The sequence below is a fragment of the Caulobacter sp. GW821-FHT10C03 genome (genome assembly GCF_059415485.1).
The window spans coordinates 288,689-307,184 of record NZ_JBWKNI010000007.1 but is presented as its reverse complement, the minus strand read 5'-3'; the positions used below and the strand labels follow the sequence as shown (position 1 = coordinate 307,184).

At 70.8% G+C, this 18,496-nt stretch carries 15 protein-coding genes; 8 read left to right on the top strand and 7 right to left on the bottom strand.

From position 1 onward, the window contains the following. Genes AC07NG_RS12345 through AC07NG_RS12325 form a run of 5 tightly spaced genes read left to right on the top strand, consistent with a single transcriptional unit; the run spans window position 1 to window position 2,856 of the window. Entirely contained in the window at window positions 1-324 is a 324-nt protein-coding gene (locus AC07NG_RS12345) for a 2Fe-2S iron-sulfur cluster-binding protein (protein ID WP_494594297.1), read from the top strand. Then, on the top strand, window positions 321-875 hold the full coding sequence (locus AC07NG_RS12340) for a cupin domain-containing protein (protein ID WP_494594296.1): 555 nt from the start codon (window positions 321-323) through the stop codon (window positions 873-875). The genes AC07NG_RS12345 and AC07NG_RS12340 overlap by 4 nt, the downstream gene beginning before the upstream one ends. Continuing rightward, window positions 872-1,672: an SDR family NAD(P)-dependent oxidoreductase gene (locus AC07NG_RS12335; RefSeq protein WP_494594295.1), complete on the top strand. Its 801-nt coding sequence runs from the start codon at window positions 872-874 to the stop codon at window positions 1,670-1,672. The genes AC07NG_RS12340 and AC07NG_RS12335 overlap by 4 nt, the downstream gene beginning before the upstream one ends. A 39-nt stretch (window positions 1,673-1,711) precedes the next feature. Next, window positions 1,712-2,263, top strand: a complete 552-nt coding sequence (locus AC07NG_RS12330) for a PepSY domain-containing protein (protein ID WP_494594294.1) — start codon at window positions 1,712-1,714, stop codon at window positions 2,261-2,263. A 5-nt stretch (window positions 2,264-2,268) separates the two neighbouring features. After that, window positions 2,269-2,856: a PepSY domain-containing protein gene (locus AC07NG_RS12325; RefSeq protein ID WP_494594315.1), complete on the top strand. Its 588-nt coding sequence runs from the start codon at window positions 2,269-2,271 to the stop codon at window positions 2,854-2,856. Here the strand turns inward: AC07NG_RS12325 and AC07NG_RS12320 are convergent. The 4 genes from AC07NG_RS12320 to AC07NG_RS12305 all read right to left on the bottom strand — a co-directional run bounded on the left by AC07NG_RS12320 (window position 2,853) and on the right by AC07NG_RS12305 (window position 8,275). Continuing rightward, on the bottom strand, window positions 2,853-3,041 hold the full coding sequence (locus AC07NG_RS12320; protein ID WP_494594293.1) for a hypothetical protein: 189 nt from the start codon (window positions 3,039-3,041) through the stop codon (window positions 2,853-2,855). The two genes, AC07NG_RS12325 and AC07NG_RS12320, sit on opposite strands and share 4 nt — an antisense overlap. A gap of 2 nt (window positions 3,042-3,043) precedes the next feature. After that, entirely contained in the window at window positions 3,044-4,387 is a 1,344-nt protein-coding gene (locus tag AC07NG_RS12315; protein WP_494594292.1) for an LLM class flavin-dependent oxidoreductase, read from the bottom strand. A gap of 214 nt (window positions 4,388-4,601) precedes the next feature. After that, the gene (locus tag AC07NG_RS12310; protein WP_494594291.1) at window positions 4,602-5,948 is read right to left on the bottom strand and encodes a M20/M25/M40 family metallo-hydrolase; all 1,347 of its coding nucleotides are present in this window, start codon (window positions 5,946-5,948) and stop codon (window positions 4,602-4,604) included. 29 nt (window positions 5,949-5,977) lie between these two features. Next, window positions 5,978-8,275, bottom strand: coding sequence for a TonB-dependent receptor (locus AC07NG_RS12305; RefSeq protein WP_494594290.1), 2,298 nt, complete (start codon window positions 8,273-8,275; stop codon window positions 5,978-5,980). Window positions 8,276-8,524: 249 nt separating this feature from the next. On the opposite strand from AC07NG_RS12305, the gene AC07NG_RS12300 reads away from it, so the two are divergent. From AC07NG_RS12300 to AC07NG_RS12290, 3 genes are read left to right on the top strand one after another with little or no spacing between them, the layout of a single operon-like run. Next, window positions 8,525-9,079, top strand: coding sequence for an RNA polymerase sigma factor (locus AC07NG_RS12300; RefSeq protein ID WP_492857037.1), 555 nt, complete (start codon window positions 8,525-8,527; stop codon window positions 9,077-9,079). Window positions 9,080-9,093: 14 nt separating this feature from the next. Then, window positions 9,094-10,098 carry a FecR family protein gene (locus AC07NG_RS12295; RefSeq protein ID WP_494594289.1) on the top strand — a complete coding sequence of 335 codons (1,005 nt, stop codon included), beginning with the start codon at window positions 9,094-9,096 and terminating at the stop codon, window positions 10,096-10,098. Continuing rightward, window positions 10,082-12,649, top strand: coding sequence for a TonB-dependent receptor (locus tag AC07NG_RS12290; protein WP_494594288.1), 2,568 nt, complete (start codon window positions 10,082-10,084; stop codon window positions 12,647-12,649). The genes AC07NG_RS12295 and AC07NG_RS12290 overlap by 17 nt, the downstream gene beginning before the upstream one ends. Here AC07NG_RS12290 and AC07NG_RS12285 read toward each other — a convergent pair. Genes AC07NG_RS12285 through AC07NG_RS12275 form a run of 3 tightly spaced genes read right to left on the bottom strand, consistent with a single transcriptional unit; the run spans window position 12,646 to window position 18,449 of the window. Continuing rightward, window positions 12,646-14,058: an efflux transporter outer membrane subunit gene (locus AC07NG_RS12285; protein ID WP_494594287.1), complete on the bottom strand. Its 1,413-nt coding sequence runs from the start codon at window positions 14,056-14,058 to the stop codon at window positions 12,646-12,648. The genes AC07NG_RS12290 and AC07NG_RS12285 overlap by 4 nt on opposite strands. Beyond that, window positions 14,045-15,229 carry an efflux RND transporter periplasmic adaptor subunit gene (locus AC07NG_RS12280; protein WP_494594286.1) on the bottom strand — a complete coding sequence of 395 codons (1,185 nt, stop codon included), beginning with the start codon at window positions 15,227-15,229 and terminating at the stop codon, window positions 14,045-14,047. The genes AC07NG_RS12285 and AC07NG_RS12280 overlap by 14 nt, the downstream gene beginning before the upstream one ends. Then, window positions 15,222-18,449 (bottom strand): efflux RND transporter permease subunit, encoded by a 3,228-nt coding sequence (locus AC07NG_RS12275; protein WP_494594285.1) that lies wholly within the window; start codon window positions 18,447-18,449, stop codon window positions 15,222-15,224. The genes AC07NG_RS12280 and AC07NG_RS12275 overlap by 8 nt, the downstream gene beginning before the upstream one ends. Between the last annotated feature and the right edge of the window lie 47 nt (window positions 18,450-18,496).

The following is an 18,496-nucleotide window of genomic DNA, read 5'->3' as shown; positions in this document are numbered from 1 at the left end:
ATGCCGAGGATCACCGTCATCGACGCGCGAGGCGTGCGCCGCGAAGTCGAGGCCCGCGCGGGCGCTTCGCTGATGGAGGCGGCCGTGCGCGCCAACGTGCCCGACATCCTGGCCGAGTGCGGCGGCGCGCTGTCCTGCGGCACCTGCCACATCTATCTCGACGAGGCCGGCTTCGCCCTGGTCGGCGCGCCGGAGGGCGGCGAGGCCGACCTGCTCGGCTTCTCGGACTATCGCCGGGAAACCTCGCGCCTGGCCTGCCAGATCATCGTCACCGACGTCCTCGACGGCCTGGTCGCGACCACTCCCGAAAGCCAGTACGGATGACCGCGCGACCGCCGCCGCGCCGGGTCGTCACCGGCCACGACGCCCAGGGACGCTCGGTGATCCAGCAGGACGCCGGTCCCGCCCTGACCCGCCGCATCGGCGCGGACGGGCCGGTGTTTCACGAGATCTGGCGCACCGAGGATCCGGCCTGGGGCGCGGCCTTCCGCGAGCCGACGCCGGAGGACCGCCTGACCCTGGCGCCGCCGACCCGCGGCACCCGCATCCGGATCATGGACATTCCGCCCGAGGCCGAGCCGATGACCCTCGAAGCGGCCCAGGCGCAGTTCGCGCAGATCGGCGGCGCCCACGCCCTGACCGCGCTCGACCCGGCCGCGCCGCATCCGCTGATGCACCGCACCCGCTCCATCGACTACGCCCTGATCCTGGAGGGCGAACTGGTGCTGATCCTGGATCGCGAGGAGACGGTGCTGAAGGCGGGCGACGTCGTGGTCCAGCGGGGCACCAATCACGCTTGGTCCAATCGCGGCAGCGGCCCGTGCCGCGTCGCCTTCGTGCTGGTCGACCAGGCCGACAGCGAGGCGGTGCGATGACCGCCGACGCTTCCACCCAGGTCCTTCAGGGGCTTTTCGGCCTGTCCGGCAAGACGGCCCTGATCACCGGCTCGACCCGGGGCATCGGCCTGGCCATGGCGCGGCTCTTCTCCCAGGCCGGGGCGCGGGTCGTGATCTCCAGCGAGAGCGCCGACGATTGCGCGGCGGCCAAGGCTGAACTGGCGGGCGAGGGGCTGGCGGTCGAGGCCGTCACCTGCGATGTCGCCGATCCCGAGCAACTGGCGGCGCTGGTCGCGCAGGCCGAGACGCGCTGCGGACCCATCGACGTGTTGATCTGCAACGCCGGGGTCTCGCTGCACACGGGCTCGCTGACCGAGGCTCCCGACGCCGTCTACGAGGCGATGTTCGACATCAACCTGCGCCACGCCGTGCGGCTCTGTTCGCTGGTCGCCCCGGCCATGGCCGCGCGAGGCGGTGGTTCGATCGTGCTGACCTCGTCGATCGCCGGCCTGCGCGGCAACCGAGCCCTGGGCGTCTACGGCCTGACCAAGGCCGCCCTGATGCAACTGGCCCGCAATCTGGCCGTCGAGTTCGGCCCGGCCGGGGTGCGCTGCAACGCCCTCGCGCCGGGCCTGACCGCCACCAGCTGGGCCTCGGCGATCCTTTCCTGCCCGGAGGCGGCGGCCAAGCGCCTGGGCGCCACGCCGCTGCGCCGGGCGGCCGATCCCGCCGAGATCGCCGCGGCGGCGCTGTTCCTGGCCAGTCCGGCCTCCAGCTTCGTCACCGGCCAGGTGCTGATCGCCGACGGCGGCACGGTGATCTCCGACGGCGGATAGGGCGTGTCCGGGCAAGAACGAGAAACGAGGGGAGGCCGTGTGAAGAAGCCGTTGGTCGCGCGCCTGCGCACCTATCATCGCTGGATCGCCGCCGGCGCCATGCTGGTCCTGACCTGGATCGCGGTCACGGGCCTGGCTTTGATGCTCGACCTGCTGACCGAGCCGCATTTCCCAACCCCGCCGCCGCAGGCCGAACTGCCGCTGGAAGCCATGGTCGCGGTGGCGGCTGAGGGAGCGCGTCAGGCCGTCGCCACGACCGCGTCGCCCACCGAGATTGTCGTCAAGGTCGGCCAGGCCCAGGGGGCGCCGCGCCTGCTGACGGCGCAGGCGTCGAAGGGCGCGACGACCACCCGCGTCGTCGCCGAACCGCCCCGCCGGCCGCTCGGCGCCTACCTGCAGTTCCGCATCAAGCTGCACGTGCTGCTCGAACGCCTGCACCGGGGCAATATCCTGGGCCTGCCGGGCCAGTTCCTCAGCGTGCTGGGGGGCTTAAGCTTCCTGTTCCTGACCATCAGCGGCGTCTGGATGTACGTCGACCTGCTGCTCAAGCGCCGGCGCCTGGGGCGTCCCGGCCTGTTCCGGAAGGCGTGACCGCCATGCTCGTCAAGACGATCCACCGCTGGGTCGGCACGGGGGCGATGGTCTTCGTGGCCTATCTCGTCGCCACCGGCTCGATCATCGCCGTCAACGAGTTCGCCAATCCGGCCGTGTTCGGAAGCGGAGGCGGGCAGGGCGGCGCGGTTCGCAGTGAGGCGCAGCGCGCCGCCGACCGCCCGATCCCGTCGCCGCAAGATCTCGAGCGCATGACCGCCACGGCCCTGCGCGCCGCCGCCGACCTGCTGCCCGACGCCCAGCTGACCGGGGCCGAGGTGCGGCTCTACGAACGCCACGGCAAGGCCCTGGCCGACGTCACCCTGGGATCGGGCCAGCACGCCGAGCGGATCACGGTCGACGCCCTCAGCGGCGCCCGGGTGAAGGGCGCGGCCGAGGCCCAGGCCGCCGTGCGGCTCAACACCCTGCTGCAACGCTTCCACTCCGGCGCGATCGGCGGTCTGGCGGGCAAGCTGCTGATCCTGGCGACCGGCCTTTCCCTGCTGACCCTCTGCGTCAGCGGCGTCTGGCTCTATCTCGACATGGCCCGACGCCGCTGGGCCATGGGCCGCAGGGACATGTTCTGGGGCTAGACCGCGCTCGCCTCTCCGAACCTGGCGGCGGACCAGGGCGCGTCGGCGACGTCGAGCGCGATCAGCTCGAGGATGGGCGCCGGCGCGCCATGCCTTTCGGCCAGGCCGATGTCCGGCCGCGAACGGCGAACAGCGGGACTGGCGTTCGCGTCCGGCGCGGCGACGTCGTCGAGAGGGGCGGACACGGCTATTCCGCCGCGATCCGGCCGGGCGCGCCGGTCCAGCGGTTCTCGGGAACCGGCAGGCCCAGATGGCCGCGCAGGGTGTCGTGCTCGTACTCGGTGCGGAACAGGCCCTTGGCCTGCAGCAGCGGCACCACCTGCTCACGGAAGCGGGCGAAGTCGCGCGGACCGGTGACGTGGAAGATGAAGCCGTCCACGGCGCGTCCGACGAACCAGCGCTCGATCTCGTCGGCGACGGTCTGGGGCGAGCCGACGAAATTGGCTTTCCAGCGACCGAAGCGTTCGGCCGTCTGGCGCACCGTCAGGTTCTCGGTCTGGGCGGTGCGGACGATGCGCTCGGCATGGCCCTTGTAGCTGTTGAGGCTGAGCTGGCTGACGTCCGGGAACGGACCATCCAGCGGATATTGCTTGAAGTCGTGGTAGCCGAAGGCGCGGCCGAGCTCGACGAGCAGCTTGTCGATCTCGCGGCTGCCGGCCCGGGCCTCGGCGATGGCCTGGGCTTCTTCGTCGGTGTCGGCGATGATCGGAGCGATGCCCGGCAGCACGCTGATGTGGTCGGGATCGCGGCCCTGCGCCGCCGCGCGGGCCTTGAGGTCGGCGTAGTATTCCACCGCGTCCTCGAAGGTGTCGACGCCGGCGAACACGCCCTCGGCGATGCGCGCGCCCAGATCGCGGCCCGCGCCGCTGACCCCGGCCTGGAAGATCACCGGCTGGCCCTGTTTCGAGCGGCTCAGCGCCAGCGGTCCGGCCACCGAGAAGTGCTTGCCCTTGTGGTTCAGCGCATGCTGCTTGGTCTTGTCGAGGAAGACCCCGGCCTCCTTGTCGCGCGGGAAGGCGTCGTCCTCGTAGCTGTCCCAAAGGCCCTGCACGACATCGACGAACTCGCCGGCCCGCTCGTAGCGCACCGCGTGGTCGAAGTGCTCGTCGCGGCCGTAGTTGCGCGAAGCGCCTTCCAGGCCCGTGGTCACCACGTTCCAGCCCGCCCGGCCCTTGCTGATGTGGTCCAGCGAGCCGAACTGGCGAGCGACGTTATAGGGCTCCCAGTACGAGGTGGTCAGGGTGCCGACGAGGCCGATCTTCGAGGTCGAGACCGCCACCGCCGAGAGCAGGGTCAGCGGCTCCAGCCGGTTGAGGAAGTGCGGCGCCGTGTCGGGGGTGATGAACGGGCTGTCGACGATGAACACCAGGTCGAACTTGGCCGCCTCGGCCAGCCTGGCGTTGTCGATGTACCAGTTGATGTCGATGCTGGCGTCGCCGGCCAGGTCGGGATCACGCCAGCGGGTGTGGTCGGTGCCGACGCCGGCCAGGATCGCGCCGAGTTTCAGTTGGCGCTTCGCGTCATTGGTCATGATCGCCTCCATGTTGTCGCCGCAGGCTTAGCGACGCGCATGAAGTTCGAAAAATCAGCTCTTCTCATGAGCCGTATTCGAGCCGTTCAATCTCTGTGATCCGCCTGGGGTTTCCAGGCTTTCCGTCGCCTTATCTTCAGGCGGGGTCAGAATTACTGGGTCTGGAAGCGCGAGACGTTCGGCGGCGCGGGCCGCCGCCGAACGTCCAAAGCGTCTAGTGCGCGCCGGCGACCATCAGGATCTGCGCCATGGTGGTGGCGATGCTCTCGACGTCGCGGTCCTTGTTGACCTCCATGCCTTCCTCCAGCGAGTGGCCGCGGAAGGTGACGAAGCCCGCGCCCAGCGTCACCGCCGGCTTGCCCAGGCTCATCGGGATGTTGGCGTCGGTCGAGCCGGCCACATAGCCCATCGGCTTGCCCAGGGCGTCGCCGACGGCGGCCAGTTGCTGCACGAACGGCGTGGTGATCGCGGTCTCGCCGACCGGACGATCGCCGACCATCTTGTTGTCCAGGCTGATCACGCCGCGCTTGGTCGAGCGGGCGGCGTTCTCGGCCTCGACAGCCTTGGGCAGGATGGCGAGGTAGGCGTCTTCCACGGCCTTCAACTCGGCCTTGCCGGACGAGCGCATGTCCACCGTCATCGACACCGCGAACGGGATCGAGTTGACCGAGGTGCCGCCCTCCAGCAGGCCGATGTTGTAGACCGTGCGCGGATCCTCGGGGACCTTCAGCTGGCCGAACTGGCGGGCCGCGTCGGCCAGGGCGTAGGCCGGGTTCACCGTGCCGAAGTCGCCCATGCTGTGGCCGCCCGGGCCCTTGAAGGTGGTCTTGTAGCGCTTGGACCCGACGCCGCCGTTGACGATCACGGTGGGGCCGCTGGGCTCCAGCGAGATGAAGGCGTCGATCCTGTCCTTGTAGCGGCCCTTGAGGAACAGCTCCTTCATGCCGCGCAGGTCGCCAGGGCCTTCCTCGCCGACGTCGCCGACGAACAGGATGTCGCTCTTGGTCTGGATGCCGGCGGCGTTGATGGCGCGCAGTATGGCCAGGATCGAGCCCAGGCCCACGGTGTCGTCGCCGATGCCGGGGGCGTAGAGCTTGTCGCCGTCGCGGCGCACCTTGGTGTCGGTGCCGGCCGGGAACACGGTGTCGAGGTGGGCGGCGACCACCAGGAGACCGCCGCCGCCCGTGCCCTTGCGCAGGCCCATGACGTTGCCGGCCGCGTCGGTCTCCAGCTCGGTCAGGCCCTCCTTGGCCAGCATGGCCAGATAGGCCTTGCCCTTCTCGGTCTCGCCGAAGGGCGGGGCCGGGATCTCGGTCAGGGTGACGATGTCGGCCACGGTCTGGTCGTAGCCGGCGGCCAGGGTCGCCTTGGCGGTCTTGAAGCCCTTGCTCGCCAGCAGGGCTTTGGCCTGCTTGGTGAAGGGCGAGGTCGGGGCCGGCGGGCGGACGTTGCCGAAGTCGACCTGGGCCGCCGGCTTGGCGGGCGCCTGGGCGAGGGCTGCGCTTGCCGCGCCGGCGCAAAGGACGGCCAGGAAGGCCGCCGGGATCATGCGATGTTTCATGGGATAATCTCGATACTGATGATGGGGGATCAGAAGGTGCGGCGGACCATCACGCCCAGGGTGCGGGGCGTCAGGCTGACGACCTGGTCCAGCGCGCCGGCGGCCGAGGTGATCGAGACCGGGCCGACCGAGTTGGTCAGGTTCTGGGCGAAGGCGTAGGCGCCCCAGCCCTCGCCCTCGACGCCCACCCGAGCGCCCACGACCGTGTAGGCCGGGACCTTCTCGTAATAGACGTAGGTCGGACGGAACTGCGAGGCCGTGCCGCCGGTGTAGCTGGCGTCGAGGTGCACGAGGCCGTTCATGCCGTCGGCCACCGGCCAGGTGTAGTCGGCGTTCAGCGAGCCGCTGAACTTCGGCACGAAGGGCAGGCGGTCGCCGCGCAGGCCCGTCGAGCCCGACACCGTCACCGACGAGTTGGTCATGTCCTCGGTCAGCTTGGCGTCCGACACGCCGATGGCGCTGCTCAGGGTCAGGCCGGTCATCGGCCGCAGGGTGGTCTCCAGTTCCAGGCCGCGGATGCGGGCCGCGCCGGCGTTGGTGATGATGAAGAAGTTCGCGCCGACGTTGGCTTGCGCCTGCACCTGGATGTTGTCCCAGTCGATCTGGTAGGCCGACATGTTCACGGTCAGGCGGCGGTCGAACCAGTCGCTCTTCACGCCCGCCTCGTAGTTCCACAGGCTGTCGGGCTGGAACGCCACCAGGCCGCTGGTCAGGCCCGGGATGTTGTTGGCGCCGCCGGGGCGGAAGCCCTTCGAGGCCTGGGCGTAGACCATCAGCGACTTGTCGAATTCGTAGCTGACGTTGACGCGCTCGACCCAGCCCTTGGCGCTGGCGTCCACCTGGCTGAAGGCGGTGACCGGCGAGTTGGAGATGACGTTGCCGATGGTCACCGCGCCCGAGACGGTCTTGTCGTAGTCGAAGCGGCGGGCGCCGCCGGTCACCGTCAGGGCGTCGGTGACGTGATAGGAAAGCTCGCCGAAGAAGGCGGTCTGCTTGACGTCGTTGTCGATATAGCGCGCGCCCAGGGCGTCGAACGGCGTGACGGCCATGCCGGTCGTGGGGTCGGCGTGGGTCTGGATGCTGTCGACGTGGTCCTTGCGGGTCTCGTAGTAGACGCCGCCGGTCCAATCGAGCTTGTCTTCGAACAGGCTGCCGGCCATCCGCACTTCATTCGTCCAGGTTTCCAGGCTCATCGGCTGCCAGGAGACGGCCGGACCGCGGGAGTCCGCCCAGGCGGTGTACTGGCTCAGCTGGGCGCTGGAGCAGGTCGTGCCCGACAGGCCGAAATAGCGGCCGCAGGCGGCGCTGCTGGTGCGGTTGTTGGCGATGTTGTTGGTCCAGTCGCTGTTCCGCAGCATCTTCCATTTGTAGTAGGACGACGTCGCCGTCAGCGTCGCGAAGTGGAGGTCCCACTCGGCGGTGACGTTGTAGAGCGCCAGCTTGGAGTTGCTCTGGGCGATGGTCTTGCGGTCGGACTTGTAGCGGCCGGCGGCGGCCGACCAGCTCGACTGGCCGTCCACTTCCTCGTTCTGCAGCGCCGCCGTGGCGCGCAGCGTCAGGTCTTCGGTCGGGGTGAAGGTGAACATCAGGCGGCCGCCGCTGGAGGTCGAGCCGTTGATGTCCTGCTTGTTCAGCGGAACGCTGTCGACATAGCCGCCGCGCTCTTCGCGATAGAGCACCAGGCGCGCGCCCAGCTTGTCCTGGATCAGCGGCACATTGACCATGCCCTTGCCATAGAAGCCGCCTTCGCCGCCCTTGGTGGTCGTCGCCTGGGCCTCGACCGCCCCGGCGTAGTCGTTGGTGTCGGCCTTGTTGAAGATCACCCGCAGCGTGCCGCCCATCGAGCCCGAGCCATAAAGCGTGCCCTGCGGGCCGCGCAGCACCTCGACGCGCTCGACGTCGAACAGGTTGATGTCTGGCGTGGTCGAGCCGGCGTCCTGGGTGGTGCCGGTCGGACCGGTCAGCGGGGTTTCGTCGTAGTAGAGGCCGGTGGTGGCTTCACCGGCGCTGCGCACGCCGCGCAGGGTGATGCGGCGGTTCGACGGCGTGCCGCCGTCCAGCGCCAGGTTCGGCACCTGGCGGAAATAGTCGTTGATGCCGGTCGCGCCGATCCGGCTCAGCTGGGTCTCGCCGACGGCCGAGATGCTGAGCGGCGTCTCCTGCAGGCTGGTCGAGCGCTTCAGGGCGGTGACGATGATCTCGTCGACGGCCACGTCCGGCTGGACCTTTTCGGCCTCCTGGGCGTGGGCCCCGGCGGCGACCAGGCTGGCGAGCGCGCTGGTGGCCAGGGCCGCGCGGCGAAGCGTGCAAAGAGCGGTGCGGTTCAAGTTTATCCCCTTCGTTGAGGACCGGCCGTGAGCTCGGTTCCGGGCCGCAAGACGGGCGAGGGGCGTTTGCCCTTGCGACTTTTTTCGCCATTCGGCGCGAAGGCGCGGGTCTGGTCAGGCTGTGCGCAATTTGGGCGCCTGCTGATGAAATGGGCGGCGCGGACGGGAAACTGCGAGGCCTGGGGTGGTTCGCTCATCGCCAGGCGGCCAAGTTCGCTTAGCCGGTCCTCCCGGCGGCGGGAGTACGGGGTGTCCGGACAATCGAGTTTAAGTCAGGCGACCTTCGGCCAGGCGGCGCTCGGCCAGATCCGGCCGGACGACATCGACCAGGTCGTGCGGCGGCACGAAGGCGTGCTGCGGCGGTTCATCGCCCTGCGCGTCGGCGGCGGGGCTGACGTCGACGACCTGGTGCACGAGGTCTTCCTGCGCTTCGCCCGTCGTCCGCCCGACGAGGGCGTCGAGCGGCTGGATTCCTACCTCTTCCAGACGGCCGCCAACCTGATCCGCGACCGCGCCCGCCGCCAGCAGGTGCGCCGCCTGGCGGTCCCGGAGATCGAGGAGGCCGCGGCCTCCCAGGCGCCGGCGACGCCCGAGCAGACCCTGATCGACCGCGAGACCCTGACTGAGGTCCGCCGCGCCCTGGCCGACCTGCCCGAGCGCACCCGGCACGTCTTCCTGCTTTACCGGATCGACGGACTACGGCATCAGGCCATCGCCGACGCCCTGGGGGTGTCGATCAGCACCGTGGAGAAGGACGTGCGACGGGCCATGGCCCATCTGACCCGACGGGTTCGCCGTCCATGACGCCCGCGTCCCATATGTCCAACGAGGGTCTGGCCGACCTTTATGACGCGGCCGCCGCTTGGCATGAACGCCGGCGCGCACCGGGCTGGAGCCCGGCCGACGAGGCGCGCCTGACCGCGTGGCTGGAAGCCGACGCAGAGCATGTCGAGGCCTACGCCGCGATGGCGGAGGTCGAGGAGTTCCTGGACGACGCCGTCGCCGCCGGCGGGCTCGAGCGCGAACTGGCCGAGGCCCGAGCCGCTTTCGCGGCCGGCAAGGCCCGCCGCTCGCGCCGCGCCTTAGCCTTGATGGCGGCGAGCGTCGCCGGCCTGGCCGTGCTGGCGGGCGCCGGCGGTCTGGCCTGGCAGCGCGCCGGTGTTTCCGAACAGAGCTACGCCGCCGCGCCGGGCCAGCGCAGCGCGGTGGTCCTGGCCGACGGTTCGCACGTGACGCTCGACGGCGGCGCGCGGCTCACCGCCCGCATTGACCGGCGAGGCCGCGCCATCACCCTGGCCGGCGGTCGCGCCTTCTTCGACGTCGCCCATGACGTCGGCCGTCCATTCGAGGTCAGCGGCGGCGGCCATGTGGTGCGCGCCCTTGGCACGGCCTTCGAGGTCGACCTGGCCCCGGCCGCCGGCGCCTATCGTGTCGCTCTGCTGCACGGCCGTGTCCGGGTTTCCGGCGGCGAGGCTCAGCCCATCGAACTGGCGCCAGGCGAGGTGCTGGCGGCGGACGGGCAGGGGCGTGAGGCTCGCTCCTCCGCCGACGTCGCCGCGGCCACGGCCTGGCGCGAGGGCCGGCTGGTGCTGAGCGGCGAGGCGCTGACCGACGCCGCGGCCGAGATCAATCGTCGCGGCGGCCGCAAGATCATCGTGCGCGGCGCCGCCAAGACCCTGAAGGTCAGCGGCGCGTTCGGCGGCGACGATCCCCTGGCCTTCGCCCGCGCGGTGGCGGTGATCCACGGCCTGACGATCGGCGAGGCGGCCGACGGGGCGATCGTCCTTTCTCCCGCCAAGGACGCCGGTGCGGCGGCGGACTGACTGGGCGGCGCGGGCCTTCGCGGGCGCCGTGCTGCTGACCTCGGCGTCGCCGGCCCTGGCCGCGCCGCTTCGCTTTGATGTCCAGGCCGGGGCGATGGACGCCGCGTTGCAGGCCTATGCCGAGCAGACCGGCGTTGATTTGCTGTTCGCGCCCCAGGCCGTGGCCGGGCTGCGCTCGCCCGGCGGCCGCGATGTCGCCGAGCCCGAGATCGCGCTGAAGCGCCTGCTGGGCGAGAGCGGGCTGACCGCGCGCCGCATCGGACCCGGGGCCTTCGCCATCACGCCGGCCCCGCGGCCACGTTCGTCGAAGGCCGCTGGCCGCAAGTCTCAGACTGTTCCGGCGAGCGAGCCGGCCGAAGCGCTCGACGCCGTGCTGGTCCAGGCGCGCCGCCGTGATGAGCGCCTGATCGACGTGCCCGCCTCGGTCGCCGCGGTCTCGGCGGCCGATCTCGACCGGCTAGGCGGCGACGGCGTCCTGGCGCTGCGGAGGGCGGCGCTGGGGCTGACGGCCGCCGGCCAGGTCTCGACCGAGACCCCGACCCTGGTCATTCGCGGCCAGCGCCGGGCGACGGCCGGGGAGTCGGCCCTGTCGGTGATCACCTATGTCAACGAGGCGCCGCTGCCCAACAACGGCTCCATCCTGCCGTCCTTCGACCTGGCCGAGGTGCAGGTGCTGCGCGGGCCGCAGGGCGTGCTGTTCGGGCGCAACACCACAGGCGGGGCGCTGCTGATCCACACCGCCGAGCCGGGCCGCCCCGGCCATGCCGGGGTCACGGTCGGCTCCTACCGCCTGCGCGAAATCGAGGCGGCCGGCGATCTCACCCCGACCGGCGCGCCGATCGCCGCGCGCCTGGCGGTCTATGTTCTCAAGCGCGACGGTCTCGTCGAGAACCTCGGCGCCGGCGACGATCTCGACGACCGCAACCAGGCGGCCGCGCGGCTGTCCCTGGCCTGGCGTCCCAGCGGGCCGTTCTCGGCGCTGCTGGTGCTCGACGGCTTCCGCGCCGACGAGACGGGCAACGCCAACATCCTGTCAGGGACCTATCCCAACCCGCCCGACGTGACCGGCGGCGGCACGGGTCGCACGCCCGAGGCCGCGCCCTATTTCGACTGCGGCGTGGCGGGATGCGACATCGACATCGCGCTGGCCCGGCAGCGGGCCTGGGGTCCGCGCAAGACGCAGGTCGATCTCGCGCCCCGCTCGGACCGCCGCAACGACGGCGCGACCCTGCGGCTCGACTGGCTGGGACAGGCGATGAGCCTGCGCTCGGTCACGGCCTATCGGCGCAGCGTGCTCGACAGCGCGCTGGACTCCGACGGCTCGCCGCTGCCGCTCAATCAGCTTGTCCGCCACATCGACCTTGGCCAGCTGACCCAGGAACTGCGCGCCAGCGGGACAGGGGAGGGCGGCGCATGGCAGGCTGGCCTGTTCTACCTGTCGACGACGCCGATCGGCGTGCAGAAGAGCCTGTGGGCCAGCGCCGTCACCCCGACCAATCCCGCGCGCGCCGAGTTCCAGTACCGCCGCGGCGAAAGCCTGGCCGGCTTCGTCGACGCCACCCGCCGCCTGGGCCAGGGTTTCGAGCTGGAGGCGGGAGCGCGCTACACCCGCGATGTGTCGAGCGCCTGTCTGGTCCGCGTCGCCGCCCCGGCGCCGGATATCTCGGAAGAGGCCTGTGGCGACGCCGGACGGGCCCAGTCCTCGGCCCCAACCTGGACCCTGGGCCTGACCTGGCGCGGCCAGCCAAACCTGACGGTCTACGCGGTCACCCGTCGGGGCTACCGGGCTGGCGGGGTCAATGCGCCGGTGTTCGGCTCGCTGCTGTCGGCCTATCAGGTCTATGCGCCGGAAAGCCTGACCGACGTCGAGCTCGGCCTGAAATGGGCCGGCGGCGCGGGCGACTGGCGCCATCGCGTCGATGCGGCCCTGTTTCGCGGCTGGTCGCGCGACGTGCAGCGGGCGCTGTTCCCGGCCGAGAACTTCGACGGCGACGGGATCGCCGCCAACGATCCGCCCAGCTTCATCATCAACGCCGGTTCGGCGACCATCAGCGGACTGGAGCTGGGCTGGAGCGGCCGCCGGGGCGAGCGGCTGACCCTGTCGGCCTCGGCGACCCTGACCCAGGCCCGGTTCACCGCCCTGACCGTCCGGGCCTCGCTGGCCAGCCTGACGCCGACCGATCCGGCCTCGCTGCGCTTTTCCTATTCGCCGCCCTACACGATGCGGCTGGCGGCCGAGTGGCGGACGATCCAGTCGGCCCGGCTGGGACTCTGGACCCTCTGGGGCGACGTCTACCAGAGCGGCCGCGTGCGCTATGTCGAGCGGGCTCATGACAGCAACGGCCTGCAGCACGCCTTCGCGGTCGCCAATCTCGGCCTCGACGTCCGGCCGCCTGGGCGCGGCGACCTGACCGTTTCCGTCGCCGTCCAGAACCTGTTCGACGAGGTCTACGCCGCCGGCGGCGGGGCGATCACCCCGGCCGTCACGGCGACGACCCTGATCTATGGCGAGCCGCGCACGGTGTCGGTCGGCCTGCGCAAGCGCTTTTAGACGGCTGGGCCGCCGCCCAACGCCCGCACCAGGTCGACCGAGGCCTGCAAGCGCCGGGTCTCCAGCACCAGGGCCGAGCGTTCGGCCTGCAACGCCGCCGTCTGGGCGGTGACGACCTCCAGATAGTTGGCCGCGCCCTGACGGTAGCGGATCATTGCGAGTTCCTCGGTGCGCTTGGCCGAAGCCATGGCGTCGTCCTGGTCCTTGGCCTCGTCGGCCAGGCGATTGGACAGGGCCATCTGGTCTTCGACGTTGCGGAACGCCGCCAGCACCACGCCGCGGTAGTTTTCGGCGGCCTGGGCGTGGGCGGCCCTGGCGGCCTCGACCCCGGCCTTGCGCTTGCCCGCGTCGAAGATCGAGCCCGCCAGTTGCGGGGCCAGCAGCCAGACGGCGTTGGGCGCGCTGAACAGATCCACGCCGCCGTCCGACTGCCAGCCGGCCTGGCCGGCGATTGTCAGGGTCGGGAAGCGTGCGGCCTGGGCGACGCCGATCTGGGCGTTGGCGGCGGCGGCGCGGCGCTCGGCGGCGGCGATGTCGGGCCGGCGCTGCAACAGCACTGACGGCACGCCGACCGGCGTCTTGGGCACGCTCAGCGACGCCTGGACCGGCGGCAGATCGAAGCTCGAGGCGGTCTCGCCGACCAGGGCCGCGATGGCGTGCTCGTAGAGCGCCCGCTGGGCGGCCACGTCGCTGAACTGGGCCTTGGCGGTGGACAGCTGGTTCTTCGCCCGGCTGACGTCGAGGCCGGTCGCGGCCCCGCCGTCGTGGCGGATCTGGGTGAGGTCCAGCGCCTTCTGGTAAGCCGCGACGGTGTCGGCCAGCAGGCGCGACTGGGCGTCGAGGCCGCGCAGGGCCAGATAGCTGTCGGCCAGCTCGGCCTGCAGGCTCAGCCGCACCGATTGCAGGTCGGCGGCGCTGGCCTGCGCCTGCGCGCCGCTGGCGGCGACCTGGTTGCGCACCCGGCCCCAGAGATCGACCTCGTAGGACGCGCTGGCGACGGCCTGGCGGGTCGAATACTCGTCCACCCCGCCATTGCGCAGGGGAGCATTGTCGGAGCGGCGCTGGCGGCTGGCCAGGGCGCCGCCGTCGATCGTCGGGAACAGGCCCGATCGCGCCTGGCCGGCCAGGGCGACGGCCTGGTCATGGGCGGCGGCTGCTGCGGCGAGGCCGGGATTGGCCTTGGCCGCCCGCGCCTCCAGGTCGTTCAGCACCGGGTCGCCGTAGACGGTCCACCAGTCGCCGCGCGGCTGGTCGTCGGCCGGCGCGGCCGGGGTCCAGGGGCCGGCCTCCTTGAAGGCGACCGGCGCGGCGACGCTCGGTGCGACATAGGCCGGAGCGCTGGCGCAGGCGGCCAGGATCGAGGCCGCCGCCGAGACCAGCAGCAGGGCGCGCGCCTCAGCCCTTCGCATGGGCCGCTCCCTGGGCGGCGCCGGCCACCCGCACGAGGTCGCCGTCGGCCAGGGCCTCGGGCGGATTGTCGATCACCCGTTCGCCCGATTGCAGGCCCGCGCCGATCTCGACCTCGGTCCCCAGGTCGCGGACGATGGCGATGGTGCGCACCTTCACGCGGCCGTCGCCGCCGACCACGGCCACGGTCGGGCCGCCGTGCTTGAAGAGGATCGCGGTGGCCGGGATCCGCGTGGTGGTCGCCGCGGCCGGCAGCTTGAACGCCGCCTGGGCGTAGGCGCCGGGCTTGAGGCGGCCGTCGGGATTGTCGATCTGCAGCTCGACCAGCATGGCGCCGTTGCGACCCACCGACTGGGCGTCGTTGATCACCGAGGCGGTGAAGGTCTGGCCCGGATATTCAGGCACGCTCAGCTGCGCGCTCAGGCCGCGATGCACCAGGGCCGAATAGTTCTGCGGCACGCTGACATAGACCCGCATCCGGTGCTGGTCGGCGACGGTGAACAGCGCCGCATCGGCCGAGCCGCCCACCGAGATCAGCTGGCCGATGTCGGTGTTGCGGGCCGTGACCACGCCGTCGAACGGCGCGGTGATGCGCTTGAACGACTGCTGGGCCAGCAGGCGGGCCAGATCGGCCTGGGCGGCGTTGACCGCCGAGTTGCGCGCGGCCAGGTCGCCGGTCTTCTCGTCGGCCTCCTGGCGGGAGACGGCGTCCTGGGCGACCAGGCCCTCCCAGCGCTTGGCGGTCAGGGCCGACAGCCGCTGGTTGGCCTGGGCGGTCGCCAGGTTGGCGCGGGCCTGCAGCACCTGCTGGTCGAGGTCGGGCGTGTCGATCTCGGCCAGCACCTGTCCGGCCTTCACCCGCTGGCCGATGTCGGCGTACCAGCGCTTGAGGTAGCCGCTGGTCCGGGCGTGGATCGGGGCGGTGTAGAACGCCTGCACGTCGCCCGGCAGCACCAGGTCGGCGTGGCCGCCGCCGGTCACCGGGGCCAGGGCCACGGTCGGGATGGCCTGGTCGTGGGTCCAGGTCTTCAGCGACTGGTCGGCGTGGACGCGGGCGGCCAGACCCCCGGCCACCACGACGGCGGCCAGGACCAGTCCGGCGGCGCCGGCCAGCTTCAGCCGGCGGGTCGAGATCGCGCTTTTGGCGGGAGCAGCAGCTTGTTGATCAGGCATGGGACGATGCTCCGGTGGTCGGTCCGGCGGGAAGGGTTTGGTCGGCGGTCTTGCGGCCGTGGACGAGGCGGAAGACCACGGGCACGAACAGCAGGGTGGCGGTGGTGGCGAAGATCAGGCCGCCGATGACGGCCCGGCCCAGGGGGGCGTTCTGCTCGCCGCCTTCACCCAAACCAAGAGCCATCGGCGCCATGCCGATGATCATGGCCAGGGCCGTCATCAGCACCGGGCGGAAGCGGGTGAAGCCGGCCTCGATGGCGGCGGTCAGGGCGTCGCCGGTGGCCTCCAGCCGCTCGCGGGCGAAACTGACCACCAGGATCGAGTTGGCCGTCGCCACGCCCATGCACATGATCGCCCCGGTCAGGGCCGGCACCGACAGGGTGGTGCCGGTGGCGAACAGCATCCAGACGATGCCGGCCAGGGCCGCGGGCAGGGCGGTGATGATCACGAACGGGTCCAGCCACGACTGGAAGTTCACGACGATCAGCAGGTAGATCAGCACGATCGCGGCGACGAGGCCAAAGCCCAGGCCCGAGAAGGCGGCGTTCATCGTCACCATCTGGCCGCGCAGGGCGACCGTCGCGCCCTTCGGACGCTCCTTGGCCAGGTCCTTGAGCACCTTGTTAATGTCGGCGGTCACCGCGCCCAGGTCGCGTCCCTGCGGAGTGGCGTAGATGTCGAGCACCGGCTGGATGTCGTAGTGGCTGACCACGGCCGGGGCGCTGTCGCGCTTGATCACGCCCAGGCCCCCCAGCATCTGGGCGTGCTGCGCGCTGGCCGCCGTGCTTGTGATCGGAATGCCGTTCAGGTCCGACAGCGAGCCGGCGCGGTATTCCGGAACCTGGGCCACGATCGGATAGGACACGCCGTTCTTCGGGTTCAGCCAGAAGGTCGGAGAGACCTGCGAGCTGCCGGCCAGGGAGGCCACGACGCTGTTGGTCACGTCGCGTTCGGTCAGGCCCAGCTGGGCCATGCGCGAGCGGTCGACGTCGACCCGCAGCTGCGGCGCGCCTTCCGGCTGGTGCAGGCGTACGTCGGCCAGGCCCCGGATGGTCTTCAGACGCGCCAGGATCTTGGCGGCGTAGGCGCGGTTGGCCGCGGCGTTGGGGCCCGAGATCTGCAGGTCGATGGGCGAGGGGGCGCCGAAGTTGAGGATCTGGCTGATGATGTCGGCCGGCAGGAACGAGAAGGTCGCGCCGGGGAACTGCCGGGGCAGCTCCTCGCGCAGTTTCTTGACGTAGTCCGCCGTCGGGCCGTGCTCGGCCTTCAGGGCCACGAAGATGTCGCCGTCCTGCGGGCCGATCAATCCCGAGTTGCTGTAGACCATGTTGATGGCGCTGTTGGGGATGCCGATGTTGTCGACGATCGAGCCCACCTCGTCGGCCGGCACCACCTTGCGGATCGCCTCCTCCACCTTGCCGAACAGAAGCGAGGCGTCGTCCAGGCGCGTGCCGACGGGGGCGCGGACGTGCAGGGTGATCTGGCCGGCGTCCACCGTCGGGAAGAAGTTGCGGCCCAGGAACGGGGTCAGGGCGAACGAGGCCACGACCACCACCATGAAGCCGATGATGAACACCCGGCCCGAGCCCAGGGCCATGACCAGCAGGTTCCTGTAGCCTTCCCGCAGCTTGCCGAAGGCGGTCTCGAAGCTCCGCTGGAAGCGCACCAGCGGATTGCGCGAGGGCTTGCCCGCGCCGCCATGCTCGGCCGCGTGCTCGTAGTCCAGGCGCTCCCTGGCGTGGGGCTTGAGCAGGTACATGGCCAGGGTCGGCACCAGGGTGCGCGACAGGATGAACGAGGCGATCATCGCGAAGACCACGGCCTCGGCCATCGGCACGAACAGGAAGCCGGCGACGCCCTTGAGCATGAACATCGGCACGAAGACGATGCAGATGCAGAGCAGGGAGACGAAGGCCGGAACCACGATCTGGGCCGCGCCGTCGAGGATGGCCGTGCGCACGTCCTTGCCGTGCTCCAGGTGCCAGTTGATGTTCTCGATGGTCACCGTGGCGTCGTCGACCAGGATGCCGACGGCCAGGGCCAGGCCCCCCAGGGTCATGATGTTCAGGGTCTGGCCGATGGCCGACAGGGCGGCGATGGCGGCCAGGATGGCCAGCGGGATCGACACCGCGATGATCACGGTCGAGCGCCAGCTGCCCAGGAACAGCAGGATCATCAGGCTGGTCAGGGCCGCGGCGATCACGCCTTCCTTGACCACGCCCTCGATCGCGCCCTTCACGAACAGCGACTGGTCGTTCAGCGGCGTGATCTTGAAGTCGTCGGGCAGGTTCTCCTTCAAGGCCGGCAGGCGGTCCTTGATCCCCTGGACGATGGCCAGGGTCGAGGCCGAGCCGTTCTTCAGGATCGTCGACAGCACCGCTCGCGCGCCGTCCACGTGCACCACGTTGGTCTGTGGGGCCGAGCCGTCGCGCACCTGGCCGACGTCGCGGATGTAGATCGTCGCGCCGTCGACCGTCTTGATCGGCAGGCTGTTCAGCTCCTCAATCGTCTCGGCCGCGTCGTTGAGGCGGACGTTGTACTGGAAGGTCCCGATCTTGATCGTGCCGGCCGGCAGGATCTGGTTCTGGGCGGCCAGGGCGTTGGAGACGTCCTGCGCCGACAGGCCCTTGGACTGCAGGGCGACCGGATCCAGGTCGATCATGATTTGGCGGACCTTGCCGCCGTAGGGGTAGGGGATCGCCGCGCCGGGCACGCTGATCAGGTTGGGGCGCACCACGGTCTGCGACAGGTCGAACAGCTTCTGTTCCGACAGCCCCTTGCCCGACTGGGCCAGCTGCAAGATCGGCACGGTGGCGGCGCTGTAGTTGATGATCAGCGGCGGGGTGGTGCCGGCCGGCATCTGCTTGACGGCCGTCTGCGAGATCGAGGTCACCTGGGCGGTGGCCGTGCGGATGTCGACGCCGGGCTGGAAGTAGATCTTCACCACGCCGATGCCGGGCAGCGACTGGCTCTCGATGTGGTCGATGTCGTTGACCGTGGTCGACAGCACCCGCTCGTAGGGCGTGACGATGCGGCCCGACATCTCCTGCGGCGACAGGCCGGCATATTGCCAGGCCACGCCGATCACCGGCACGCGGATCTCGGGGAAGATGTCGGTGGGCGTGCCGAGGGCCGCCAGGACGCCGAAGATCAGGATCAGCATCGCCATCACGATGAACGTGAGCGGGCGTTGCAGGGCGATGCGGACGATAGCGTTCAAGCGGCCTGCTCCGGACTTGCAGCAGTGGACGATCCCGCGCGCCCTGC